At 70.9% G+C, this 23566-nt stretch carries 22 protein-coding genes; 5 read left to right on the top strand and 17 right to left on the bottom strand.

Features of this window, described 5'->3' with window-relative positions:
- Positions 1–110: 110 nt before the first annotated feature.
- The 3 genes from ACPEH2_RS06135 (at position 111) to ACPEH2_RS06125 (ending at position 2079) form a co-directional block, all read left to right on the top strand.
- A complete protein-coding gene (locus ACPEH2_RS06135) occupies positions 111–836 on the top strand; it encodes a winged helix-turn-helix domain-containing protein (protein WP_359919962.1) in 726 nt (241 codons plus the stop codon).
- 70 nt (positions 837–906) lie between these two features.
- Positions 907–1842 carry a DNA-3-methyladenine glycosylase family protein gene (locus ACPEH2_RS06130; RefSeq protein WP_359920146.1) on the top strand — a complete coding sequence of 312 codons (936 nt, stop codon included), beginning with the start codon at positions 907–909 and terminating at the stop codon, positions 1840–1842.
- 24 nt (positions 1843–1866) lie between these two features.
- On the top strand, positions 1867–2079 hold the full coding sequence (locus ACPEH2_RS06125; protein WP_359919965.1) for a hypothetical protein: 213 nt from the start codon (positions 1867–1869) through the stop codon (positions 2077–2079).
- Here the strand turns inward: ACPEH2_RS06125 and ACPEH2_RS06120 are convergent.
- From ACPEH2_RS06120 to ACPEH2_RS06105, 4 genes are read right to left on the bottom strand one after another with little or no spacing between them, the layout of a single operon-like run.
- Positions 2076–2831: an ABC transporter ATP-binding protein gene (locus tag ACPEH2_RS06120; protein WP_311285341.1), complete on the bottom strand. Its 756-nt coding sequence runs from the start codon at positions 2829–2831 to the stop codon at positions 2076–2078. The genes ACPEH2_RS06125 and ACPEH2_RS06120 overlap by 4 nt on opposite strands.
- A complete protein-coding gene (locus tag ACPEH2_RS06115; protein ID WP_359919968.1) occupies positions 2828–3841 on the bottom strand; it encodes an iron chelate uptake ABC transporter family permease subunit in 1014 nt (337 codons plus the stop codon). The genes ACPEH2_RS06120 and ACPEH2_RS06115 overlap by 4 nt, the downstream gene beginning before the upstream one ends.
- Complete coding sequence (locus ACPEH2_RS06110; RefSeq protein ID WP_359919971.1) at positions 3834–4823, bottom strand: ABC transporter permease; 990 nt, start codon at positions 4821–4823, stop codon at positions 3834–3836. The genes ACPEH2_RS06115 and ACPEH2_RS06110 overlap by 8 nt, the downstream gene beginning before the upstream one ends.
- On the bottom strand, positions 4820–5800 hold the full coding sequence (locus ACPEH2_RS06105; protein ID WP_359919973.1) for a siderophore ABC transporter substrate-binding protein: 981 nt from the start codon (positions 5798–5800) through the stop codon (positions 4820–4822). Before ACPEH2_RS06105 ends, ACPEH2_RS06110 begins: the two co-directional genes overlap by 4 nt.
- Before the next feature lie 110 nt (positions 5801–5910).
- Here ACPEH2_RS06105 and ACPEH2_RS06100 point away from each other — a divergent pair, with 110 nt between their 5' ends.
- Positions 5911–6699, top strand: coding sequence for a siderophore-interacting protein (locus tag ACPEH2_RS06100; protein ID WP_359919976.1), 789 nt, complete (start codon positions 5911–5913; stop codon positions 6697–6699).
- A 406-nt stretch (positions 6700–7105) separates the two neighbouring features.
- On the top strand, positions 7106–8275 hold the full coding sequence (locus tag ACPEH2_RS06095; protein ID WP_359919979.1) for an RtcB family protein: 1170 nt from the start codon (positions 7106–7108) through the stop codon (positions 8273–8275).
- A 26-nt stretch (positions 8276–8301) separates the two neighbouring features.
- Here the strand turns inward: ACPEH2_RS06095 and ACPEH2_RS06090 are convergent, their stop codons facing one another.
- From ACPEH2_RS06090 to hydA, 13 genes are all read right to left on the bottom strand, one after another.
- Complete coding sequence (locus ACPEH2_RS06090) at positions 8302–9132, bottom strand: aldo/keto reductase (RefSeq protein ID WP_359919982.1); 831 nt, start codon at positions 9130–9132, stop codon at positions 8302–8304.
- Between the two features lie 4 nt (positions 9133–9136).
- Positions 9137–9736 (bottom strand): 2-phospho-L-lactate guanylyltransferase, encoded by a 600-nt coding sequence (cofC, locus tag ACPEH2_RS06085; RefSeq protein WP_359919985.1) that lies wholly within the window; start codon positions 9734–9736, stop codon positions 9137–9139.
- Positions 9733–10740, bottom strand: a complete 1008-nt coding sequence (gene fgd / locus ACPEH2_RS06080; protein ID WP_311285333.1) for a glucose-6-phosphate dehydrogenase (coenzyme-F420) — start codon at positions 10738–10740, stop codon at positions 9733–9735. Before fgd ends, cofC begins: the two co-directional genes overlap by 4 nt.
- Positions 10737–12206 carry a flavin-containing monooxygenase gene (locus tag ACPEH2_RS06075; protein WP_359919988.1) on the bottom strand — a complete coding sequence of 490 codons (1470 nt, stop codon included), beginning with the start codon at positions 12204–12206 and terminating at the stop codon, positions 10737–10739. The genes fgd and ACPEH2_RS06075 overlap by 4 nt, the downstream gene beginning before the upstream one ends.
- Positions 12203–14455, bottom strand: a complete 2253-nt coding sequence (cofG, locus tag ACPEH2_RS06070) for a 7,8-didemethyl-8-hydroxy-5-deazariboflavin synthase CofG (RefSeq protein ID WP_359919991.1) — start codon at positions 14453–14455, stop codon at positions 12203–12205. The genes ACPEH2_RS06075 and cofG overlap by 4 nt, the downstream gene beginning before the upstream one ends.
- A gap of 8 nt (positions 14456–14463) precedes the next feature.
- Positions 14464–15972, bottom strand: coding sequence for a CoA-acylating methylmalonate-semialdehyde dehydrogenase (locus ACPEH2_RS06065; RefSeq protein ID WP_423718451.1), 1509 nt, complete (start codon positions 15970–15972; stop codon positions 14464–14466).
- 20 nt (positions 15973–15992) lie between these two features.
- Positions 15993–17297 (bottom strand): aspartate aminotransferase family protein, encoded by a 1305-nt coding sequence (locus ACPEH2_RS06060; RefSeq protein ID WP_359919997.1) that lies wholly within the window; start codon positions 17295–17297, stop codon positions 15993–15995.
- Positions 17298–17362: 65 nt separating this feature from the next.
- The gene (locus tag ACPEH2_RS06055) at positions 17363–18541 is read right to left on the bottom strand and encodes an ABC transporter substrate-binding protein (RefSeq protein ID WP_359919999.1); all 1179 of its coding nucleotides are present in this window, start codon (positions 18539–18541) and stop codon (positions 17363–17365) included.
- 70 nt (positions 18542–18611) lie between these two features.
- Entirely contained in the window at positions 18612–19376 is a 765-nt protein-coding gene (locus tag ACPEH2_RS06050) for an ABC transporter permease (protein WP_359920002.1), read from the bottom strand.
- Positions 19377–19383: 7 nt separating this feature from the next.
- Positions 19384–20178 (bottom strand): ABC transporter ATP-binding protein, encoded by a 795-nt coding sequence (locus tag ACPEH2_RS06045; protein WP_359920004.1) that lies wholly within the window; start codon positions 20176–20178, stop codon positions 19384–19386.
- 31 nt (positions 20179–20209) lie between these two features.
- Positions 20210–21091 (bottom strand): ABC transporter permease, encoded by an 882-nt coding sequence (locus tag ACPEH2_RS06040; protein WP_359920007.1) that lies wholly within the window; start codon positions 21089–21091, stop codon positions 20210–20212.
- Positions 21088–22104, bottom strand: coding sequence for a TIGR03842 family LLM class F420-dependent oxidoreductase (locus ACPEH2_RS06035; protein ID WP_311285325.1), 1017 nt, complete (start codon positions 22102–22104; stop codon positions 21088–21090). The genes ACPEH2_RS06040 and ACPEH2_RS06035 overlap by 4 nt, the downstream gene beginning before the upstream one ends.
- Before the next feature lie 23 nt (positions 22105–22127).
- A complete protein-coding gene (hydA, locus tag ACPEH2_RS06030) occupies positions 22128–23564 on the bottom strand; it encodes a dihydropyrimidinase (protein ID WP_359920010.1) in 1437 nt (478 codons plus the stop codon).
- Between the last annotated feature and the right edge of the window lie 2 nt (positions 23565–23566).

Below are 23566 nucleotides of genomic sequence, written 5' to 3'. Positions count from 1 at the left end.
CCCACAACGCGGATGCCGGTGGTCTCGCACATCGGCCCCAGTGAGGCCATCCGCGCAACACTCCCGAACCCGCGTCCCGCTCCGGGTTCCCCCCTTCGAAGGACATCGCCATGTCGACCTCCGCTCTCCTCTCCGCTCCCACCGCCCCCCGTCACCTCCGCGCCGTGGAGGACATCGCTCCGGCCCGCCCCGCCGCGCCCCGCCCCGCGCCGTCCGCGAGCGGACTGCCCGCCGGAACCGCGCCGCGGGGCTTCGCCCTCTACGTCGGCCTCGACGAGCTGAAGGCCGCCGCCGACGGTGTCAGCCTCTCCGTCATCGTCGACGCGCTCCGCCGCACCATCGCCGAGCTCGCGCCCTCCGCCGAGACGCACGCGACCGTCGCCCTCGCCCCCGTCGGCGCCGGCGGCCGTGACGTCGACGTCGTGCGCCTCGCGCTGCACGAGCCGGCCGCCGTCGCCCGCACGAAGCCCGAAGAGCCGCTCGACGAGCACGTCCCCGGCGGCGTCACGATCGACATCTCCCGTCGTCGCGTGCACATCGACGGTGAGACCGCCGCGCTCACGTTCAAGGAGTTCGAGCTGCTGCAGTACCTGGTGCTGCGCGAAGGTCGCACGATCGAGCGCACCGAGCTCGTCTCGTCGCTGTGGAGCCACGCCGACGGCGACGACACTCCCGGCGAGCGCACGATCGACGTGCACGTGCGCCGCCTGCGCTCGAAGCTCGGCCGCTACGAGGACATCGTCCGCACCGTGCGCGGAATCGGCTACCGGTTCGACCGCCACGCCGACGTCGTCATCCGCTACGGCCACGGCACCCCTTCGCCTGACCGCTTCTGACCACCGCGCCGGGTGCGCTGTCAGCACCCGGACGTAGGGTGTCGGCATGAGGACGGGACTGCGCGAACGGATGCCGCATCCGCCGCCGCCCTCGTCGGTGAAGCCGCTGGAGGCCGAGTACCGACCGAAGGTCCCGACCGATGTGGCGGGCGCGATCCGCTACCAGCAGCGGGGCGCGCACGACCCGTCGCAGACCACGGTCGACGGCGTGATCTGGCGCGCGACGCGGACACCGGAGGGCATCGCCACGGTCGCGATCCGGCCCGGGCTCCGGACGGTGCGTGCGGCGGCGTGGGGTCCTGGCGCGGCGTGGACGCTGGATCAGTTGCCGCGGCTGTGCGGCGCGGGCGACGACCCCGAGGGGTTCGACGCGTCGCGGCATCCGCTCATCGCGGCGACCCACCATAGGCGACCCGACCTGCGGATCGGCGCCACCGACCTCGTCTTCGACGCGCTGGCGAGCAGTGTCTTCGAGCAGAAGGTGACGGGGCTGCAGGCGTTCGGCGCGTGGCGCTGGATCCTGACGCACCACGGCGAGCTCGCCCCCGGCCCGACGCCGCGGCCGATGTACGCGCCCCCGGCGGACTGGCGCATGATCCCGAGCTGGTCGTGGCATCGTGCGGGGCTCGAGCCACCGCAGTCCCGAACGATCGTGGATGCCGCCCGCCGCCGCACCTCGATCGAACGCGCCGCCGTCGCGGCGACCACGGGCGACGAACGCGACAGGGTGTTCACGAGCCTGCCGGGCGTCGGCGTCTGGACGAGCGCCGAGACCCGCATCCGCGCCTTCGGCGACCCCGACGCCGTGAGCTTCGGGGACTATCACGTCGCCCACCAGGTGGGGTACGCGCTGACCGGATCGCGCGTCGACGACGACGGGATGCGGGAGCTGCTCGAACCGTGGAAGGGCCACCGGCAGCGGGTGATCCGCCTGATCGGTGCGAGCGGCGTCGTGGAGCCGCGGCGCGGTCCGCGCCTCGCGCCGGAGGATCACCGGGCCCGCTGAGGACCCCGCCCGTAGGCTGGGCGCATGGCGCAGCCGCAGCGGGGACGACGGTTCTGGGTGATCGGCACGGTGCTGCTGTTCGTCGGCGGCATCCTGTTCGGACTGATCCTGCAGAACGTGTGGATCGGTCTCGTGCTGGCCGCGGCGATCTCGATCGGCTGGCTCATCGCCTACGAGTCGCGCCGCGGGCGCAACGAGGGCATCTACGACCGCGACGACGACGGCGCGCAGCTCTAGTAGTAGACGGCGAGGGGCCCGCGCGGGCCATCCACGACATCGACAGGTGTCTCGAAGATGTCGGTGAGCACGTCGGCGCGGATGATCTCGCCCGGCGTGCCGAAGGCGGCGACCCGGCCGTCCTTCATCGCGCAGACGCGGTCGGCGTAGTGGCCGGCGAAGTTGATGTCGTGCAGGACGACGACGATCGTGCGTCCGAGCTCGGTCGCCGCCCGCTGCAGGTGGCTCATCATCTGCACGGCATGCTGGATGTCGAGGTTGTTGAGCGGCTCGTCGAGCAGGACGTACTCGGTGTCCTGCGCGAGGACCATCGCGACGTACGCCCGTTGGCGCTGTCCGCCCGAGAGCTCATCGAGGTACCTGCCTTCCAGCCCGTGCAAGCCGAGGAAGTCGATCGACCGATCGATGATCTCCTCGTCGACGACGGTGAGGCGACCCTGCGAGTGCGGATAGCGTCCGAAGCCGACGAGCTGACGCACCGTGAGCCGGGTGACGAAATGGTTCTCCTGCCGCAGGATCGCGATGACCTTCGCGAGCTCACGGGACTTCGTCGCGGCGACGTCGTGTCCGCCTACCGAGATCGATCCCTTGTCTGCGGCGAGGAGGCGTCCGACCATCGTGAGGAGCGTCGACTTCCCGGCGCCGTTGGGTCCGATGAGGGCGGTGATGCCACCGGCGGGCAGGTCGAGGGTGACCGGGCCGATCGCGACCTCGGTGCTGTAGCGCTTCTCGACGGCGGTGAGCGAGATCACAGGCGTCCCTTTCGGAGCAGGTGGATGAGGAAGAGCGTGCCGCCGACGATCTCGACGATGATCCCGACCGAGCCGGCGGCGTAGAAGACGTGCTTGAGCACGACGTAGGCGCCGCCGAGCACGACGAAGCCGACGAGTCCGGAGAGGGCGAACATCCGCCGATGGTCGTAGGTGTCGGCCAGCTGATACGTGAGCATCGCGACGAGGAACCCGAAGAACGTCATCGGACCGATGAGCGAGGTCGACACGGCCATCAGAACCGAGACGAGCAGGAGGGCCAGGATCGAGTCGCGCCGCTGGGACGACCCGAGGCTCAGCGCGACCTCGCGCCCCAGGCCGAGGAGGTTGAGTCGCCCGCCACCGAAGGCCAGGAGGCCACCGGCGGTGACGACGAGCGGCAGCGCGATGGGGAGGTAGGTCGCGTCGGCGTTCGCGACGCTGCCGATCAGTCGCGCCGTCAGCAGGTCGAACTCGGTGGGCGTCAGCAACCGTTGCAGGAACGTCGAGAAGGCGGCGAGCGCGCCTCCGAGGATGATGCCCACGAGGAGCATGATCTGCACGTTGGCATAGCGCCCCGACAGCAGCCATCCATACAGGGCTCCCGAGAAGGCGAGCATGGCCGCGATCTGCAGCAGGTAGGGACCGGGCCCCTGCACGAGGAGCGCACCGGCGGCCCCGAGGAAGAAGATCGCCGCCGTCGAGATCGCGGTGTAGAGGGACTCGAAGCCCATGATCGACGGCGTGACGATGCGGTTCGCGGTGACGGTCTGGAAGGTGATGGTGGCGATCCCCTGGCACACGGCGACGATCGCGATCACGATCACACTCGTGACGCGCAACTGTGCGATGCGCCAGAAGCCGTCGCTGCCCGTAGGGGCAGGGTTGTCCCAGAGCAGAATGCCGGCCGCCACCGCCACGGCGAGGACACAGAGCACCGCCACGGTCACGGCGTAGCGGCGCGCGCGGGTCGCCGTCGGGAAGGCACCGGAGAGGGCGACGACCTCAGCCACGTCGACGCTGCCTCAGCAGAAGGCCGATGAACACGACGGCGCCGACCATCGCGAGGATCAGCGAGACGGGTACTTCGAAGGGCGCGTTGACGACGCGGGCGAGGATGTCGCAGGCAGTGATCAGTGCGATACCGCCGAGCGCGACCCACGGGAGGTTCGACCGCAGATCATCCCCCCGGATCAGCGAGACGACGTTCGGGACGATGAGTCCGAGGAAGGGCAGGTTGCCGACGACGACGGTGACGACGCCGGCGGCGAGGGCGATGAGCACCGTGCCCAGCAGAACGATGCGCCGGTAGTCCAGTCCGACGTTGGTCGCGATGTCCTCGCCGAGCCCGGCGATCGTGAAGCGGTCGGCCGCGATGAAGACGGCGATGACGACGACGAGCACGATCCACAGCGGTTCGTACTGCCCGCGGAGGACGGAGGTGAACGAGCCCGTGAACCAGATCGCCATGCTCTGCAGCAGGTTCGTCGACAGCGCGAGGAAGGTCGAGACCGCGCCGACGACAGCGCCGAGCATCATCCCCACGATCGGCACGATGACCGAGGAGGTCAACATGACCCGGCGCAGGAACAGGAAGAAGAGCATGGTCCCGACGAAGGCCATCGCGACCGCGCCGATCATGCGCACCACGAGGGGCGCGTCGGGGACGAGCAGCATGACCAGCAGGAGTCCCAGGCCCGCCCACTCGGTGGTCCCGGTGGTGGTCGGTTCGACGAACCGGTTCTGGGTCAGCAGCTGCATGACCAGTCCGCACATGGCGAGCGCTGCGCCGGCGAGGACGAGGCCGACGGTCCGAGGGATGCGCGTGATCGCGAACATCTCCGCCCCGTCGGCCTCCCCGATCACGTCGTAGACGCCGACGAAGAGGGAGAGCGCCACGAGGCCGGCGACGACGACAGCGCCGAGCAGAAGCGGCCCGGTGAACAGGCGCCCGCGCGGGCGCCTGTTCACCGGGTGCTCGAGAGTGAGGGTCACCGGCTCTCGAGGGCGTCCGCGAGGTCCTCGAAGAACGTCGTGTACGTCTCGATCCCCTCGTTCAAGTAGGTGCCCTGCGGCATGTAGACGATGTTGCCCTCGCGAACGGCGGTCACGTTCTGCAGCGCTTCGGATCCGGCGAGGATGTCGGTCGCCGGGGTGTAGGCCTCATCGGTGTTGACGCTGACCGCGGCATCCCGATCCATCACCAGGAACCAGTCGGGGTCTGCGGCGGCGAGCGCTTCGACCGAGATGTCGTCGCCCTGGTGATCGGTCGAGCCGTCGGACTCCAGCGCCGGCGTCAGCCCGAGGATGTCGTAGACGGGTCCGAGCGTGCGACCCGTGGTCGGCGCGGCGTAGTTGATCTCACCTCCGGACGTGATCACACCCATGACGGTCTCGCTGTCGTCGTAGGCGGCCAGGACCCGTTCGATGGCAGCGTCGAAGTCGGCGACGAGGGCGGCGGCCTCCTCCTGCTTGCCGAAGATCTCGCCGAGGGTCGTGACCTGGCGACGCAGCTCCTCGTCGAGGGGCTCACCGTCGCGCGGATCGAGCTCGACGATGGTGGCGTCCGGGACGAGCGTCTCGAAGTCGGCGTAATAGCTCGCGAAGCGCTGCCCGTTGACGATGAGGTCGGGGTCGGCGGCCACCACCGCTTCGAGGTCGGGTTCGTTGTGGTTGCCGAGGTTCGCGACGGCGGGGTCGTCCTTGAACGACAGACCGTCGGGGAAGATGTCGAGCGGCGCCCCGACGACCGGGACCCCCCAGGAGTCGAGCATCGAGATCGTGCGGTTGTCGGTGGCGACGACCCGCTGCGGCGGGGTGGTGACGGTCTGCTCGCCGTGGTTGTCCTCGACGGTGACCGTGTCGGTCTCGGCGGCCGGCTCGGCGTCGGCGGCGGTGCCGGCGCACCCCGCAAGGGCGAGCGCCGCGAGAGCGACGAGCGGAGTGGCGGTCAGGGGACGGATGCTGCGCATGTGACTGCTCCTGTCGTCGACGGAGCGGGCGTGTATGAGCACGCTGGCGCCGTCGGTCGGAAGGGGATCGCCGGCGAGTGCCAGGCAGTTTTTAGGTTAGCCTTACCTGTGTGAGCTTCGTCAAATCCGCCCCCTCCTTCCGGCTGGAGCGACAGCCGCTCAACCTCCGCTTCCGCCGCGCCGTCCTCGCGGCACGGACGTGGGAGACATCGACGTACATGCGCGTCCGGCTCGAGGGCGACGACCTGCGCGGTTTCACGTCGCTCGGCAGCGACGATCACATGCGCCTGTTCTTCCCCGCCGAGTCCGCCGTCGACCTCGACGCGATCCGACAGTCACCCAGCCGCGAGTACACGCCGCTGGCGTGGGATGCCGAGGCCGGGTGGCTCGAGGTCGAGTTCGCCGTGCACGGCGATCAGGGCATCGCGGCGCCGTGGGCGGCATCCGCTCCCCTGGGCTCGACGATCGGTGTGGGCGGACCCCGCGGCTCGATGGTGATCGCGGGCCGTCCCGACGCCTGGTTCCTCGCCGGCGACGAGACCGCCGTGCCCGCGATCCGCCGGTTCGCCGCTCTGATGGACGCCGACGCGGTCGGCCGCATCCTCATCGAGGTGACGGATGCCGCCCACGAGCTGCCCGTGGCGACGCCGCGCGGGGTGGACGTCGGCTTCGTGCACCGTGGCGACGCGTTCCCGGGTGTGGCCCTCGCCGCCGAACTCGACCGCTTCGCAGAGCAGGATCGCCCCGACGGCGACGTGTTCGGCTTCGTCGCCGCCGAACAAGGGATCATGAAGTCCGGGCGACGCCTGCTGCTCGAGCGGTGGGGTCTGGCATCCGACCAGGTGGTCGTGAAGGGTTACTGGAAGAGCGGCGAGGCCGAGTACCACGCGCCCCACTGACGACGCCCACGGTGAGCACGTGCGGGGCGGTCAGCCTCCGTGACGGATGCTGGGGCTACCGCGCTCAAGACCTACCCCACGCGGGAGCGACGGTCAGCGGCGTCCCTGCCACACGTCGCAGGCATGCGCACGATCGACCTTTGACGCGACACGCCCGGGCCGCTAACGTAGCAGGGCTGTGCCGACCGGCACGGCGAGAAACCGGAGGACGCCATGACCACGCAGCAGCGTGATCTGCTCCAGCGGAACGAGACCAAGGTCCCCTTCCGCTACGAGCCGTACCCTCCGGCGCGCGCCGTCTGACGCCATCACCGTCCGACGCCCCGCACCGCACAGGTCCGGGGCGTCTTCTCGTGTGTTCCTCTCCGCACGAAGGCTCCCGGGCCCTCCACGAAGGAAAGGAACCATGGAGAAGCTCTCGAACAGGCTGCTGTCGTGGGCGAGCATCATCGACGACAAGACCGTCGAACAGGCTCGCACCTCGTCACGCATGCCGTTCATCCACCCGCACCTGGCGCTCATGCCGGATGCGCACCTCGGCAAGGGGGCGACCGTCGGCTCGGTCATCCCGACGCTGGGCGCCATCATGCCGGCGGCCGTCGGCGTCGACATCGGATGCGGCATGATCGCCGTCCGCACGCAGTTCACGAAGGCGCAGCTCGTGGAGCGCGACCTCGCGGGCCTGCGGGAGCAGATCGAACGCGCGATCCCGCTGTCGGCCGGCCGCGACAACCGCAAGATCGTCGCCACCGCAGAGCCGCGCGTCGCCGAGCTGGAGGAGCTCGCCGCGAAGAACGGGTTCGACCCGGCATCCTACGCGGGGCACTGGCGGAACCAGCTCGGGTCACTCGGGTCGGGGAACCACTTCATCGAGATCTCGGTTGACGAGACCGACGCGGTGTGGATGTTCCTGCATTCCGGCTCGCGCGGCGTCGGCAACAAGATCGCCACGCATCACATCGCCGTCGCGCAGCGGCTGGCGACGCAGTGGTGGATCGACCTGCCCGATCGCGATCTCGCCTACCTCGTAGAGGGGACGGACGAGTTCTGGGAGTACATCCGCCAGCTGCGGTGGGCCCAGCACTTCGCCCTCCTCAACCGGGAGGAGATGATGGACCGGGTCTCGCGGCAACTCTCCGAGGTGATGGGAGAGGACGTCGTCGAGCACGAGCGGATCAACTGCCACCACAATTTCACCGAGCGCGAGAAGCACTTCGGCAAGGAGGTGTGGGTGTCGCGGAAGGGCGCCATCCAGGCGGACAAGGGACGGCCCGGGCTCATCCCGGGGTCGATGGGCACGGCCTCGTACGTCGTCTCCGGACTCGGCAACCCGCTCTCGCTGAACTCCTCACCGCACGGCGCAGGGCGGGAGTACTCGCGGTCGGCAGCACGTCGGACGTTCACGCACGAGCAGCTGCGGGAGGCCATGACGGGCATCGAGTTCCGTGACACGGACGCGTTCATCGACGAGATCCCGCAGGCGTACAAGCCGATCGACCGGGTCATGGCCGACGCGGCCGACCTCGTCGAGATCCGGCACACGCTGCGCCAGCTCGTCAACGTGAAGGGCGACTGACCGGCGATCCCTCCGGGCGGCGGCCCCTACATCTCCTCGTGGGTGTCGGGGTCGCCGTCCCACAGCCGGCCGCGCTCGAGGGCCGAGATCGCCGCCACCTCGTCGTCCGTGAGCGAGAACCCGAAGACGTCGGCGTTCTCGACCTGGCGGACGGGATCGGCGGACTTCGGGATCGGGGTACTGCCGAGCTGCACGTGCCAGCGCAGCACCGCCTGCGTCGGCGTCACCCCGTGGGCGGCGGCGACGTCGAGCACGATCTGCTCGCTCAACAATTCGGAGCGTCGCGCGAGCGGGCTCCAGCTCTCGGTGCGGATGCCCTGCGAGACGTGGAAGGCGCGCAGCGCCGCCTGCGGGAAGTAGGGGTGCAGTTCGACCTGGTTCACGGCAGGGACGACACCCGTCGCGTCGATGACGCGGGAGAGCATCGGCTCGGTGAAGTTCGAGACGCCGACCGATCCGACGCGGCCCTCCTTCTGCAGCTCGACCATGGCGCGGAAGGTGTCGACGTACTTGTCGACGCTCGGGTTGGGCCAGTGGATCAGGTACAGGTCGATCCGGTCGAGCCCGAGCCGTTCGAGCGAGCCCTCGGCGCTGCGGCGGGTCTCGTCGTAGCCGTGGTCCCGGCCGGGGACCTTCGTCGTCACGATGAGGTCGTCGCGGATGCCGCTCTGCCGCACGGCCTCGCCGACCTCGCGCTCATTCTCGTAGTTGACCGCCGAGTCCAGCAGGCGGTACCCGCCCTCGACGGCCGCGACGATCGAGCGGATGCCGTCCTCGCCACGCAGGTTGTACGTGCCGAGGCCGAGCTGGGGGAAGGCGGTGCCGTCGTTCAGGGAGACCGTGGGAATGGTGACCATACGTTCACGCTACGCCCCGCACGCGCTCCCCCGCTCGCGGCAGCAGTCCGGCCAGGTCGTCGGGCGTGTCGAGGTCCCACCGCAGCCCCGATGTCGCCCGCACCGGCATCGGGCGGCAGCCGAGCGCGAGGTGGCGTGCGAACGAATCGGGACCGTACGCCGACGCCCAGGGCACACCCGCGCGCGCGGTGAGGAGCGTCGTGCCGGTGCCTGCGGCATCCGGGATCACGGCTCGCGGCGCCGCCGACGCCATCGCCAGTGCGGCCGACAGTTCCGCGGGGGCGAGGGCGGCGAGGTCCGCCGGGAGCGCCGCGCGAGGGCGGCGCAGTCCGACGCGGGCGGATGCGGCGGCCAGCGCCGCGTCGATCCCGGTCGCGGCGCGTTCCCGGATGAGCTCGACGCCACCGGGGAGGAGATCCGCGAGGGCCGCATCCGCCGTCACGACCAGGACGCGCGCCACCCCCGCCGCCCGGGTGGCGACGTCGATCGTGTCGAGGGCGAGCGCCCGGGCGATGTCGCCGCGGCGCGCGTCGTCGCCGAGGCGCGACTTCGCCGCGGCAGCCGGCTTGACCGGGATCATCACCGCCCAGCCGCGATCCCTCACGCGAACCTCCGGCGCAGTCGCGGCAGGATGTCGTCGGCGTACCGCTGCAGGAAGGCGCGCTGGTCGGCGCCGGGATCGTGGAAGACCAGGTGCCGGAACCCCATGTCGACGTACTCCGCGATCCGCTCGACGTGCTCGTCCGGGTCGTCGGAGACGATGAATCGCGAGGCCGCGCGATCGATCGGCAGCGCTGCCGCCCGACGCTGCATCTCGCGCGGATCGTGGATGCCCATCTTCTCCTCGGCGGAGAGCGCGAGCGGGGCCCAGAACCGGGTGCGCTCCCGAGCGACGTCGAGATCGGGATGGTACGACACCTTGACCTCGATCATGCGGTCGATCTCGTCGCCCCGCTCCGACTTGGCGTGACCGTCGGCCACGGCCGGCAGCAGCGTGTCCGTGTAGAGGCCGCGGGCCTTGCCGCTCGTCGTGATGAATCCGTCGGCCACCCGCCCCGCCAGGCGCGCCGCGGCGGGACCTGCTGCACCGATGTAGATCGGCACCGGCTGGTCCGGCCGGTCATAGACGGTGGCGTCCTCGACCTTCCAGAACGCCCCGTCGAACGTGACACGCTCGCGGTCCCAGAGGTCGCGCATGAGCGCGATCGACTCCTTGAGCCGCTGGAAGCGCTCCGGCGGGTCGGGCCAGTCGAGCCCGAGGGTCACCTCGTTGAGCGCCTCGCCGGTCCCGACGCCCAGCACGATGCGCCCCGGGTTCAGCACCGCGAGGGTCGCGACCGACTGGGCGACGACGGCCGGATGGTAACGGAAGGTCGGCGTGAGGACGGAGGTCCCCATGAGGATGCGGGAGGTCCGGGCGCCGAGCGCACCGAGCCACGGCAGTGCGGCGGGCGCGTGACCGCCGTCGTGCATCCACGGCTGGAAGTGGTCGGAGATGAAGACGCTGTCGAACCCGGCATCCTCCGCCGCGACGGCGAACTCGAGCAGGTCGACCGGCCCGAACTGCTCCGCCGACGCCTTGTACCCGAATCGGATGGGGACGCTCATCGTGCTCCTCCTGTCAGCGCGGACCGCTCGGTCCGCGACACGGCGCTGCGTGCGGCATCCGCCATCGCCGCCGCCAACTCGGCGACCGTCCCCGGCCAGAGGACGCCCACCCCGCCCGACCGGGCGTCGAGATACCAGCTCTCGCAGCCGCCGAGCCACGCCGTGCCGGCCGCGCGTGCGGCGACATCGAGGCTCGCGCGGGCCTCGGCATCCGCGTCGACCCGGACCACGCCGCCGCCCGCGATCGTGCGGCGGATGAAGTCCGCCTGCCGCTCGAGGACGAGCAGCGACGAGGCGTGCGGCAGGGCGGAGTGCGGCCCGTTCATGACGAAGAGGTTGGGGAAGCCCGCGACCATGGTCGAGGCGACGGCGCTCATGCCGCCCGCCCAGTGCTCCGCGAGGGTCACGCCGTTCTCGCCGCGCACGATGCCGGCGTACGGCTGGTGCGTCGTCTCGAACCCGGTGGCCAGGACGATCCGGTCGATCCCGTCGTGGACCGCGCCCGAGGCCCCGGTGAGACGGTTTCCGGCGACGGACGCCAGCGCCGAGGCCTCGAGCGTCACGGCCTCGCCCGCGACGGCGGGGTAGAACGTGTCCGAGAGCACGACGCGCTTGCAGCCGAACGGATACCCGGGCGTCAGCGCTCGTCTCAGGCCGCGGTCGGGCACGCTCGCGGCCAGGTGCGCGAGTGCCGCGCGCCGCGCCCGGGCGGATGCCGCGCCCCGCCCCGATCGCGCGGCGAACCGCTCGTCGTCGCCCGCCGCGAGCCTCCGCCGCTCGCGCGCGATCGCCCCGGGCGCCGAGAACAGCTCGGCGTCGCGCGCGTCGTACCGGCGCCCACCGCGCGGAAGCACCCACGCCGGAGAGCGCTGGAAGAGGACCACCTCGGCGCCCGAGCGGACCAGCTCGGGAACGAGTTGGGCGGCGCTGGACCCCGTCCCGACGACGGCGATGCGGGTGCCGGCGACCGACCCGGTCGCGTCCCAGCGCGCCGTGTGGCCGACTGCTCCGGGAAAAGAGGGCAGACCGGGGACGTCGGGGATGCGGGGCTCGGACAACCGCCCGCAGCCGAGGACCAGCACATCGGCCGAGTCGGGGCCGCCGGCCGAGAAGCCGAGCCGCCAGCGCTCGGCGACGGGGTCCCATTCGGCATCCGTCAGTGCCGTCCCGAAGCGGATCGCGTTCCGCAGACCCTCGCGGTCGACGACCCCCTCGAGGTAGGCGGCGATCTCGGCGCCCGGGGCGAACTCGGCCGACCAGCCGGGGTGGGGGTGACGCTCGAGGCTGTACAGGTGCGCCGGGACGTCGCACGCGACGCCCGGATAGACGTTCTCGCGCCACGTCCCGCCGACCCGATCCGCCCGCTCGACCACCACCACGTCGTGGCCGGCCTCGCGCAGCTCGATCGCGGCCGCGATGCCCGCGAAACCCGCGCCGACGACGACGACCTCGGCGTGGCCGCTCATGCGGCCGCCTCCGCCGGTGTCCCGTAGGTCGTGGTGCGTTCGCGCAGCCGGCGGCGCAGCGACCCGGCCAAGCGGGAGGCGTCACCGAAGGGCAGCTCAAGCCCCCGCTCGACCCCTGTGTCGGGGCGCATGCGCCCGTCGAGGAGGGTGCCGCCCAGATCGTCGCCGCCGCTGCGCAGCAGCTCCGCGGTGATCGCCCGCCCGTGTCGGGTCCAGGGGATCTGGATGTGGCGGATGCCGTCGTTCAGGAGCAGGCGCGCGACGGCGACCATCGCACGGTGCTCATCGAGGTCCGATCGCTCGGCGGTGCGCGTGCCGCCGCCGGGGAGCGGGATCGGCACGAACTCGGTGAACCCGCCGGTCTCGTCGTGCAGTCCGCGGAGTGTCAGCAGGTGGGCCACGCGGTCGGCCGCCGATTCGATGTGGCCGTAGAAGAGGACCGAGCTCGTTCGCATGCCGTGCGCATGCTCGGCGCGGATGATCTCGAGCCACCGATCGACGTCGAGGTCGCCGGGGGCGATGCGGCGCCGGATGTCGTCGTCCAGGACTTTCACCCCCGTTCCGGGCATCGTCCCCACGCCCGCCTCGCGGAGGGCGGCGATGGCGTGCGGCACACCGATGGTCGTGCGGTCGGCCAGGTCGGCGACATCCTGCGGGCGGAAGGCGTGCAGGTGCAGCGACGGCGCGGCCGCGCGCACGGCGTGCACGAGGTCCACGTACAGGCGCGGGTCCTCCCTGGGGTCCAGCCGCCCCTGAATGCAGAGCTCGGTCGCGCCGAGGGACGCGGCATCCCTCGCGATCGCCTCGACGTCGGCGAGCCCGAACGCCCCCGCACCGACGGGTGCGCGGTGCAGACCGGACGACGTCAGGTTGCGGTTGACGACGATGCTCACGGTGTCGCCGATCGTCGTGCGCCGCAGGTCGTCGGCGGTGCGGATGAGTCGTTCCAGATCATCGCCGGTCGCCGTCAGCAGGTGCTCCCAGTCGGCCGCATCGAGCTCGCGCGGGGTCGTCGCCGCCGTCTCGAGCAGCGCCGTGCCGCGACGACGCCGTGACGTCGCGGCGCGCGCGCGGCCCGCAAGACCCGTCCCCGGCTCGGCGAGCGAGGCGACGGCGGCGTGGAGGGCGGGGTCGATCCAGGCGGCGGGCGCCCGCACGTACTCGGGGTGGGCGGTCAGCCGCTCGACGAGCGTGAAGCCTGCCGCAGCGGTGTGGGCGGCGAGGTCGTCGAGATGCGGCCACGGCCGCTCCGGATTGACGTGATCGGCGGTCAGCGGCGAGACCCCACCCCAGTCGTCGACCCCCGCAGCGAGCAGCGACGCGAGCTCCGCTGGATCGGAGAGGTTCGGCGGCGCCTGGATGCGCATGCCGGGTCCGAGGATGAGTCGCGCGACGGCGATCGCCGCGAGGTAGGCGTCGCGATCGGCATCCGCCACCGCCGCCATCGCCGTCCGGGGCTTCGCCCGGAAGTTCTGCACGATGACCTCCTGCACGTGCCCGTGACGGGCGTGCGCGTCGCGCAGCGCGAAGAGCGAGGCCGCGCGGTCGGCGAGGGTCTCGCCGATGCCGACCAGGATGCCGGTGGTGAACGGGATGCGGGCTCGCCCCGCATCCTCGATCACGGCGAGACGGAGGGCGGGATCCTTGTCGGGAGAGCCGTGGTGCGCGGCGCCCGGGGTCTCGAACAGGGCGCGCGAGGTCGTCTCCAGCATCATCCCCATCGACGGCGACACCGGGCGGAGCGCCGCGAGCTCGGCGGCGGACATGACCCCCGGGTTCGCGTGCGCGAGGAGCCCGGTCTCACGGGTGACCAGCCGCGCCGCATGGGCGACGTAGTCGATCGTCGAGGCGAAGCCGTGCGCGTCGAGCCACGCCCGCGCCTCGGGCCAGCGGTCCTCGGGCCGGTCGCCGAGGGTGAGCAGGGCCTCCTTGCAGCCCTGCGCCGCGCCCGCGCGCGCGATCCGGAGGATCTGCGCGTCGTCGAGGTAGGCGGGCGCCTTCTTGCGGAGGAGCTGGGCGGGGGTGTCGACGAACGCGCAGTAGTGGCAACGGTCCCGGCAGAGCGTGGTCAGCGGGAGGAAGACCTTGCGCGAGTAGGTCACGACGCCGGGACGGCCCGCGGTGGCCAGGCCCTCGTTGCGGACGGCGGCGGCGCGCGCCAGGAGCATCTCGAGCTCGCGCCCGGTCGAGGCCAGCAGGCGCTCGGCCTCGACCGGGTCGGTGAGGATGTCGTCGGTGGGGTGGGACATCGGCGGCCTTAGTCGTGCTGCGGGAAGCCCAGGTTCAGGCCGCCGTGCGACGGGTCGAGCCAGCGCGAGGTCACCGCCTTCTCGCGGGTGAAGAACGCGAACCCCTGCGGACCGTACGCCTTCGCGTCGCCGAACAGCGACGCCTTCCAGCCGCCGAACGAGTGGTAGGCCACCGGCACCGGGATCGGGACGTTGACCCCGACCATGCCGACGCTCACCTCGCGCTGGAAGCGGCGGGCGGCACCGCCGTCGTTCGTGAAGATCGCGGTGCCGTTGCCGTACGGGCTCGCCTCGATGAGCGCGAGACCCTCCTCGTACCCCGCCACCCGCACGACCGAGAGAACCGGCCCGAAGATCTCATCGGTGTAGACGCAGGACGAGGTCGGCACCTTGTCGATGAGGGTGGGACCGAGCCAGAAGCCATCACCGTCGGCATCCGGGATCACGTCGCGGCCGTCGACGACGATCTCGGCGCCGTCGGTCTCGGCGATCGCGAGGTATCCGGCGACCTTGTCACGGTGCTCTCGGGTGATGAGCGGTCCCATGTCGCACCCACGCGTGCCGTCGCCGGTGCGCAGCGTCGCGACGCGCTCGGCGATCCTCGCGACGAGGGCGTCGGCGATCGGCTCGGTCGCCAGCAGCACCGAGATCGCCATGCAGCGCTCGCCCGCCGACCCGAACCCCGCGTTGACGGCGGCGTCGGCGGCCAGGTCGAGGTCGGCATCCGGAAGCACCAGCATGTGGTTCTTCGCGCCGCCGAGGGCCTGCACGCGCTTGCCCTGCGCACTCGCCCGCTCGTAGATGTAGCGGGCGATCGGGGTGGACCCGACGAACGAGATCGCGCGCACCGTGGGGTGGTCGAGGAGCGCGTCGACGGCCTCCTTGTCGCCGTGGACGACGTTGAGCACGCCAGCCGGCAGCCCCGCCTCGACGAGGGCACGCGCGATCCAGTCGGACGCCGACGGATCCTTCTCGCTCGGCTTCAGCACGACCGTGTTGCCCGAGACGAGCGCGATCGGAAGGAACCAGAGCGGCACCATCGCGGGGAAGTTGAAGGGACTGATGACCCCGACGACGCCGACGGGCTGCTTCACCGAGTAGACGTCGACGCCCGTGGAGACGTTCTCGGAGTACTCGCCCTTGAGGAGGTGACCCGCCCCGCAGGCGAACTCGACGACCTCGAGCCCGCGGGCGATCTCGCCGAGGGCGTCGGAGAGCACCTTGCCGTGCTCGGCCGTGAGGATCGCGGCGAGCTCGTCCTTGCGCGCGTTCAGGATCTCGCGGAACGAGAACATGACGCCCTGCCGCTTCGCGAGACTCGCGTCGCGCCACGCCGGCAGGGCGGCGGCGGCACGGTCGACCGCGGCGCCCACGTCGGCAGTGCTCGCGAGGCGGACCCGGCCGCTGACGACTCCGGTGGCGGGATTGTGGATGGGGGCCGTGCGGTCGGACTCGCCGCTCCACGCGGCGCCGTCGACCCAGTGCTCGAGCACGGCGACATCAGGCTGGTCGGTCATGGTTCCTCCGATGGGGTGGGTCAGAGCGCGGCGAGCGCCGCGTCGTAGATCTCGAGCGCGCGTCGCACCTCGTCGTCGGTGACGACGCAGGGCGGGACGACGTGGAGGCGGTTGTCGGCGGTGAAGGGCAACAGGCCCCGGGCCATGAGGTCCTTCTTCAGCGCGCCGATCACGGCCGGGGCGACGGGTTCGCGGGTGACGGGGTCGGCGACCAGTTCGAGAGCCCAGAAGACCCCCTCACCCCGCACCTCCCCGATGATCGGATGCTTCTCGGCGAGAGCGCGCAGCCCGGGACCGAGGACGGTCTCCCCGATGCGGCGGGCGCCTTCCACGATGCCCTCCTCCCGCATCGCGTCGAGCGTCGCGACGACCGATGCGGCCGCGAGGGGATGCCCCGAGTAGGTCAACCCGCCCGGGAACACCCGCTCGTCGAACGTCGCCGCGATCTCATCCGAGATGATCACCCCACCGATCGGGACGTACCCCGAGTTCACGCCCTTCGCGAACGTGATCAGATCCGGGACCACGTCGTGACCCTCGAACGCGAACCACCGGCCCGTTCGGCCGAACCCGCTCATCACCTCGTCCAGGATCAGGACGATGCCGAACTCGTCGGCCAGACGCCGCACCCCCGCGAGGTAGCCGGGCGGGGGGATCATGATGCCCGCCGTCCCCGGCACCGACTCGAGCAGGATCGCCGCGATGGAGCTCGGGCCTTCCGCCTCGATGACCCGACGCAGGTGGTGCAGCGCGCGCTCGCACTCCTCCTCCGGGGTGGTCGCCCAGAACTCCGACCGGTACAGGTAGGGGCCGAAGAAGTGCACGTGGCCCCGCGCGTACTCGTTCGGGATGCGGCGCCAATCCCCCGTCGCGACGATCGCCGCCCCGGTGTTGCCGTGGTAGCTGCGGTAGCGCGAGAGCACCTTGTCCCGCCCGGTGTGCAACCGCGCCATCCGGATCGCGTTCTCGTTCGCGTCCGCTCCGCCGTTCGTGAAGAACACCTTCGAGAACCCGTCGGGCGCCAGATCCACGATCCGCTTCGCCGCCTCGCCCCGGGCGAGGTTGGCGGTCGAGGGGGCGACGGTGGTCATGATGTCGGCCTGCGCCTTGATCGCGTCGACGACGGCGGGATGCTGGTGCCCGATGTTCACGTTGACGAGCTGGCTCGAGAAGTCGAGCAGGCGTGTGCCGGCGTGGTCCCACACGGTCGCCCCCGATCCGCCCGCGAGGGGGAACGGGTCGATGAGCGCCTGCGCCGACCAGGAGTGGAAGACGTGGGCGCGGTCGAGTTCGCGGGTACGGAGATCAAGGTCTTCGGAGGTCATCTGAGGAGTGCTCTCTGTCAGGACGGTCCCGGGGCTCGCACCCCGGGACCGTCGTGGTGGTGCTGCTACTGTCCACCCTCGGTGAGGGTCACGTCGATGGGCGTGTACTCCCCGTCGAGGCTGACGCCCTCGTCCTCCAGCTCGGCGATCGCCTTCTCGATGTACTCGTTCGAGAACGCGGATGCCGGGGGTTCCTCGGTGATGAGGTTCATGCCGTCCTGGTTCACCGCGGCGAGGGCTCCGTCGACCGTCTGGTCCCACTTGTCCTGCTCGACGGTCCCGAAGGGCGCGTCGGTCCAGATGAGCTTGTTGACCTCGTTGAGCTGCCACAGCTGGTGCACCGGTCCGACCGGGAAGGCCGCTTCTGCATTGGAGGCGACGTCCCACACGAGCGAGGCGGCGTCCTCGACGTTGTCACGCGCGTACAGCCAGCCCTTCGCGACCGCCTTGAGGAACCGCACCGCCGCATCGGCGTAGGCCGGGTCGTCGGCGAGCCGCTGCGTGTCGGCCCAGATGGCGTCCTGCAGCATGGCCCCCTCGGTGTCCTCGTAGTAGATGACGTCGAGGTCGTCGAGCGTGTAGAGCTTGCCCGTATCGGGGTTGACGACCTCGAGCACCTGGGCGAGCTCGTTGTAGGTCATCGCCTGCGCGGCATCCACGTCGCCGTCGAGCAGGGCGTTCATCGAGAAGTCCTGCGTCGTGATCGACACGGTGGAGGCGTCGAGGTCGTCCGCCGCCATCGCGGCGAAGATCTCCCACTCGTTGCCGAAGCCCCACGAGCCGATGCGCTTGCCTTCGAAGTCCGCGACGTCGGTGATCCCGTCGCCCTTCCATGAGACCTGCGTCGTGCCCGAGCGCTGGAAGACCTGCGCGATGTCGGTGAGCTCGACGCCCGTGGACTCGATGGTCCCGAGCACCTTGGGGACCCAGGCGACGGCGAAGTCGACGTCACCGGCGGCGAGCGCGTCCTGCGGCACGATGTCGCCGCCCGAGGGCACGATCTCGACGTTGTCGAAGCCTTCCTCCTCGAAGTAGCCCTTCTCCTGCGCGACGTAGTAGCCGGCGAACTGCGCCTGCGGCAGCCACTGCAGCTGCAGCTTGATGTCGGTGATCGGCGTGAAGTCGGCGTCATCACCGCCGGCGGTGGGTGTGGTGCTCGTGGTGCCCGCGCACGCGGACAGGGCGAGGGCGCCGGCGGTCAGGGTCGTGACGACTGCCAACCGGCGTCGGGTGCTGTGACGCATGGTGTTCCTTTCGGGTTCGGATGGTGCGGGTGGTGCGGTGGGTGGGTGGAGCGGACCGGGCCGACGGGTGTCAGACCGGCCTCCGCCTGGTCACGATGCGTTCGAGGAGCACGGTGACGAGGAAGAAGACGAGACCGACGGCGATGGCCGCGCCGACGTAGGTCCAGGCGACGGCCGCGTTCCCGGTCTTGGCGTAACTGGCGATGGCCGTGCCGAGGCCGTCGGTGGGACCGCCGAAATACTCGGCGACGAGCGCGGAGATGACGGCGACCGAACTGGCGATGCGGATGCCGGTGACGAGGTAGGGCAGCGCGACGGGGAGCGTGAGGCCGCGGAACTGCTGGCCGGGAGTCGCCGCGTAGGCGAGGAAGAGGTCTCGCTGCACGGGGCGGGACTGCCGCAGGCCGCGGAGGACGTTGACGAAGACCGGCACGAAGGCGGCGACCGCGGCGACCACCTGGCGTCCCGTCTGCGCCGAGGCCCCGAGCATCGTGTTCAGCAGCGGGGTGAGCGCGACGATCGGAACGACCGCGATCGCCGCGACGAGGGGCGCGAGCATGCCGTCGACCGGACGCAGCCACGCGGCGAGCGCCGCGAGGGCGACGCCGAGCACCGTACCGGCGACGAGCCCGACGAGCGTGTTGCCCCCGGTGACCAGCGCGTCCTCGGCGACCACGCCGCCGATCCGCAAGGCGGTCTCGGCGACGTCGGCGGGGGCGGGGATCAGCGCGAGCCGCCCGATCTTGACGCCCGAGAGCACCTGCCACAGGACGAGGAGCAGGATGCCGGTGGCCACCGGTGCAGCGATGCGGGCGATCCGCTCGGTCGCGGTCATGATGCCGTCACCGCTCGTTCGCTCGGGCGACGGGCGTGCCGTGGAGCGCTTCGCGCACCTCGGTCACCTTCTCGAAGAACTCCGGCGACTCCCGCAGGAGGTCGGGACGATCGTGCCCGAACGGCACGGCGACGAGATCGGTGATGCGGCCCGGTCGCGGCGACATGACGACGACGCGGTCGGACAGGTAGACGGCTTCGGGGATCGAGTGCGTCACGAAAACGACGGCGGCGCCGGTCTCCCCGGTGATGCGGGTGAGTTCGGTCTGCATCCGTTCGCGCGTCATCTCGTCGAGCGCGCCGAACGGCTCGTCCATGAGGAGGAGCTTCGGCCGCGCGGCGAGGGCGCGAGCGATCGCGACGCGCTGCTGCATGCCGCCGGACAGCTCGTCGGGGTACCGCTTGCCGAAGTCGGTGAGGCCGACGAGCTCGGCGAGCTCTGCCGCGCGGGCCCGTCGTTCGGCGCCGCCGACGCCGTGCAGCTCGAGGGGCAGCACGATGTTCTCGAGCACGGTCCGCCACGGCAAGAGCCCGGCCTGTTGGAAGGCGATGCCGTAGTCCTGGTCGAGGCGCGCCTTCTTCGGCGTCTTGTCGAAGACCTCGAGCGAGCCCGCCGTGGGCTGATCGAGGTCGGCGATCAGCCGCATGAGCGTCGACTTGCCGCATCCGGACGGACCGATCAGCGACACGAACTCGCCTGCCGCGATCTCGAGGTCGACCCCGGTGAGGGCGTGCACCTCAGCGGTGCGGCGGCCTCCGAAGGTGCGGCCGACGCCGGTGGCGCGGACGGCGATCTCGCTCATGCGGACGTTCCTCTCGGGTGAGGGTGGGGGATCATGCGGATGCCTCCCCGCGGCGGTAACGGCGAAGTCCCGTCGCGAGCAGCGCGACGACCCCGGCGACGAGGAGGCCGAGCAGGACCGCGCCGAAGATGGGGCCCCACGGGAGTGCGGGGTCGGCGGAGGCGGATTGCGCGGCCTGCAGCAGCATCCGTCCGAGGCCGCCGCGCATGCCGATGGACACCTCGGCGACGATGGCGCCGACGACGGCGTTCGCCGCGGCGAGACGGGCTGCGGGGATCAGGTACGGGACCGCGGCGGGGAAGCGCAGCCGGCGCAGGGTCTGGCCGTAACCGGCGGCGTAGCTGCGCATGAGGTCGAGATGGATCGCGTCGGGCGACGACAGGCCCTTGAGCGCACCGATCGAGACCGGGAAGAAGGCCAGGTACGAGGCGATCACCGCCACCGACAGCCACTCCGGCCAGGGCAGCCCGGCTCGGTCGATCTGCGACCCGATGCGGGCGACGAGGGGGGCGAAGGCGATGAGCGGCACGGTCTGCGAGACGACGATCCAGGGCAGGAGTCCGCGCTCGACGATGCGCCAGCGCTGCATCAGCAGGGCGAAGCCGACGCCGACGACGACGCCGATGACCCACCCGACGAGCGCGATGCCGAGGGTGAGCAGGCCGGCACTCGCGACGGTCGCCCACAGCGGTGGCGTCGCGGCGCCGCTGGTGGGGTCGAACAGCCGCGCGATCATGTCGGTGACGTGGGGCATCGCACGGTCGTGGGTGCGCGGCAGGACGCGCAGGCCGTCCTCGCCACCGAGGACGAGACCGTCGGCGGGTCCGAGCCACTTGTACGCCTCCCACAGCGCGACGAGGGCGAGGACGCCGACGACGCCCCACCCCCACGCGGCTGCTGTGCGTCGCGTCATGACTTGGCCGCGATGTGGTCGGAGAGCGCGGGGATCACGGTCTCGCCGTAGACCCGCATCGTCTCCTCCTTGTTGTCGTGCTGCAGGTAGCCGGCGAACTGCGTCACGCCGAGCGCTTTGAGCTGCTCGAGCTTGGCGATGTGGTCCTCGGCCGTGCCGAGCAGGCAGAACCGGTCGACGATCTCGTCGGGGACGAAGTCGACGTGGTCGTTGTCGCTCTTGCCGTGCGAGTTGTAGTCGTACCCGGTGCGGCCCGCGATGTAGTCGGTGAGGGCCTGGGGCACATCGCCGTCCGCGCCGTACTTCGCGACGATGTCGGCGACGTGGTTGCCGACCATCCCGCCGAACCAGCGGCACTGGTCGCGCATGTGCTCCCAGTCGTCGCCGATGTACATCGGGGCGGCGACGCAGAACGCGATCGAATCGGGGTCACGGCCGGCGGCCTCGGCGGCATCCCGCACCACCTTGATCATCCACGCGGCGATGTCGACGTCGGCCAGCTGCAGGATGAACCCGTCCCCGACCTCGCCGGTGAGCTTCAGCGCCATCGGGCCGTAGGCGGCGACCCAAACGTCGAGCTCGGATCCGCGGCTCCAGGGGAACTGGAGCGTCGCCCCCTTGTACTCGACGGGCCGGGAGTTGGCGAGCTCGCGGATGACGTGGATCGACTCGCGCAGCTCCCGCATCGTCACCGGCTTGCCGTTGGTCACGCGCACCGCCGAGTCCCCGCGGCCGATGCCGCAGATCGTGCGGTTGCCGTACATCTCGTTGAGGGTCGCGAAGACGGATGCCGTGACGGTCCAGTCGCGGGTGGCGGGGTTCGTGACGAACGGCCCCACGGTGATGCGCTTGGTCGCGTTGAGGATCGCGGAGTGGACGACGTACGGCTCCTCCCAGAGGAGGTGCGAGTCGAAGGTCCAGACGTGGCTGAAGCCGTGCGCCTCGGCGAGCGTCGACAGCTGCACGGTGCGCGAGGCGGGTGGGTTCGTCTGCAGGACGACGCCGAAGTCCATGGGTCCTCTTTCGGGTGTTCGGGTCAGATGAGGTACTGGCTGAGACCGCGCTTGACGAAGCGGCCGTCGCCCTTGCGCCCGAGGTAGGCGCCGTCGTCGACGATGACCTTGCCGCGCGAGAGGACGGTGTCGACGTGCCCGTCGATCTCGAAGCCCTCCCACGCGGAGTGGTCCATGTTCATGTGGTGGGTCTTCTCGTAGCCGATCGAGGTGTGACCGTTGGGGTCGTAGATGACGACGTCTCCGTCGGCACCCGGGGCGATGACGCCCTTCTTGCCGTACATGCCGAACATGCGCGCCGGGGTCGTGCTGGTGAGCTCGACCCAGCGCTCGAGGGTGATCTCGCCCGTCACGACCCCCTGGTACATGAGGTCGATGCGGTGCTCGACCGACCCGATGCCGTTGGGGATCGCCCGGAAGTCGCCCTTGCCGAGCTCCTTCTGGTCCTTCATGCAGAACGGGCAGTGGTCGGTCGAGACCATCTGCAGGTCGTTCGTTCGCAGCGCCTGCCACATGTGGTCCTGGTGGCCCTCGGCGCGGGAGCGGAGCGGCGTCGAGCAGACGTACTTGGCGCCCTCGAACGACCCCCACTCCTCGCTCCTGGCGCCCAGGTGCTCCTCGAGCGACAGGTAGAGGTACTGCGGGCAGGTCTCGCCGAAGACGTTCTGCCCCTTGTCGCGCGCCCAGGCGAGCTGCTCGACGGCCTGCTTCGCGCTCACGTGCACGACGTAGAGCGGTGCACCGGTGATGTTCGACAGCATGATCGCGCGGTGGGTCGCCTCCTCCTCGGCCTGCCACACGCGTGCCTTGCCGTGGAAGTACGGGTCGGTGTTGCCGGCGCGGACGAGCTGTTCGGCGAGGACGTCGATGACCGGGCCGTTCTCGGCGTGCATCATCGTGAGCAGTCCCGTTTCGGCCGAGACCTGCATGGCCTTCAGGATCTGCGCGTCGTCGGCGTAGAAGACCCCCGGGTAGGCCATGAACATCTTGAAGCTCGTGATGCCCTCATCGATCAGGGTGGGGAGCGCGGCGAGCGAGTGCTCGTCCACCCCGCCGATGATCTGGTGGAAGCCGTAGTCCACCGCGCACTCCCCCGCGGCGAGCGCATGCCAGGCGGCGAGGCCGTCCTCGACCCGCTCGCCCTGGCGCTGCACGGCGAAGTCCACGATCGTGGTCGTCCCGCCCCAGGCGGCGGCGCGAGTGCCGGTCTCGAAGGTGTCGGAGGCGCTCGTGCCGCCGAAGGGCAGCTGCATGTGCGTGTGCGCGTCGATGCCGCCGGGGATCACGTACTTCCCCGTCGCGTCGATGACGGTGTCCACGGACGCCGCGAGGTCGTGCCCGAGCAGGGTGGAGCCGGGCGTCAGCACGGCGACGATCGTCTCGCCGTCGATGAGGACGTCGGCGGGGCCGCGGCCGGTCGACGAGACGACGGTGCCGCCGGTGATGAGCGTGGTGGGCATGG

It is taken from the genome of Microbacterium sp. NPDC064942 (genome assembly GCF_049545525.1).
Classification (GTDB): Bacteria; Actinomycetota; Actinomycetes; order Actinomycetales; family Microbacteriaceae; genus Microbacterium; species Microbacterium gawkjiense.
The sequence above is the reverse complement of the archived record's forward strand: the minus strand, read 5'-3'. Positions and strand labels throughout refer to the sequence as shown.

What these genes read in the sequence shown, in the direction of transcription:
- ACPEH2_RS06055 (WP_359919999.1), bottom strand. Translation starts at nt 18,541, where the DNA reads ATGCGTCACAGCACCCGACGCCGGTTGGCAGTCGTCACGACCCTGACC.
- ACPEH2_RS06130 (WP_359920146.1), top strand. Translation starts at nt 907, where the DNA reads ATGCCGCATCCGCCGCCGCCCTCGTCGGTGAAGCCGCTGGAGGCCGAG.
- ACPEH2_RS06095 (WP_359919979.1), top strand. Translation starts at nt 7,106, where the DNA reads ATGGAGAAGCTCTCGAACAGGCTGCTGTCGTGGGCGAGCATCATCGAC.
- ACPEH2_RS06135 (WP_359919962.1), top strand. Translation starts at nt 111, where the DNA reads ATGTCGACCTCCGCTCTCCTCTCCGCTCCCACCGCCCCCCGTCACCTC.
- ACPEH2_RS06035 (WP_311285325.1), bottom strand. Translation starts at nt 22,104, where the DNA reads ATGGACTTCGGCGTCGTCCTGCAGACGAACCCACCCGCCTCGCGCACC.
- cofG (WP_359919991.1), bottom strand. Translation starts at nt 14,455, where the DNA reads ATGTCCCACCCCACCGACGACATCCTCACCGACCCGGTCGAGGCCGAG.
- ACPEH2_RS06090 (WP_359919982.1), bottom strand. Translation starts at nt 9,132, where the DNA reads ATGGTCACCATTCCCACGGTCTCCCTGAACGACGGCACCGCCTTCCCC.
- ACPEH2_RS06105 (WP_359919973.1), bottom strand. Translation starts at nt 5,800, where the DNA reads ATGCGCAGCATCCGTCCCCTGACCGCCACTCCGCTCGTCGCTCTCGCG.
- ACPEH2_RS06045 (WP_359920004.1), bottom strand. Translation starts at nt 20,178, where the DNA reads ATGAGCGAGATCGCCGTCCGCGCCACCGGCGTCGGCCGCACCTTCGGA.
- ACPEH2_RS06075 (WP_359919988.1), bottom strand. Translation starts at nt 12,206, where the DNA reads ATGAGCGGCCACGCCGAGGTCGTCGTCGTCGGCGCGGGTTTCGCGGGC.
- ACPEH2_RS06040 (WP_359920007.1), bottom strand. Translation starts at nt 21,091, where the DNA reads ATGACGCGACGCACAGCAGCCGCGTGGGGGTGGGGCGTCGTCGGCGTC.
- fgd (WP_311285333.1), bottom strand. Translation starts at nt 10,740, where the DNA reads ATGAGCGTCCCCATCCGATTCGGGTACAAGGCGTCGGCGGAGCAGTTC.
- hydA (WP_359920010.1), bottom strand. Translation starts at nt 23,564, where the DNA reads ATGCCCACCACGCTCATCACCGGCGGCACCGTCGTCTCGTCGACCGGC.
- ACPEH2_RS06060 (WP_359919997.1), bottom strand. Translation starts at nt 17,297, where the DNA reads ATGACCTCCGAAGACCTTGATCTCCGTACCCGCGAACTCGACCGCGCC.
- ACPEH2_RS06065 (WP_423718451.1), bottom strand. Translation starts at nt 15,972, where the DNA reads ATGACCGACCAGCCTGATGTCGCCGTGCTCGAGCACTGGGTCGACGGC.
- ACPEH2_RS06050 (WP_359920002.1), bottom strand. Translation starts at nt 19,376, where the DNA reads ATGACCGCGACCGAGCGGATCGCCCGCATCGCTGCACCGGTGGCCACC.
- ACPEH2_RS06125 (WP_359919965.1), top strand. Translation starts at nt 1,867, where the DNA reads ATGGCGCAGCCGCAGCGGGGACGACGGTTCTGGGTGATCGGCACGGTG.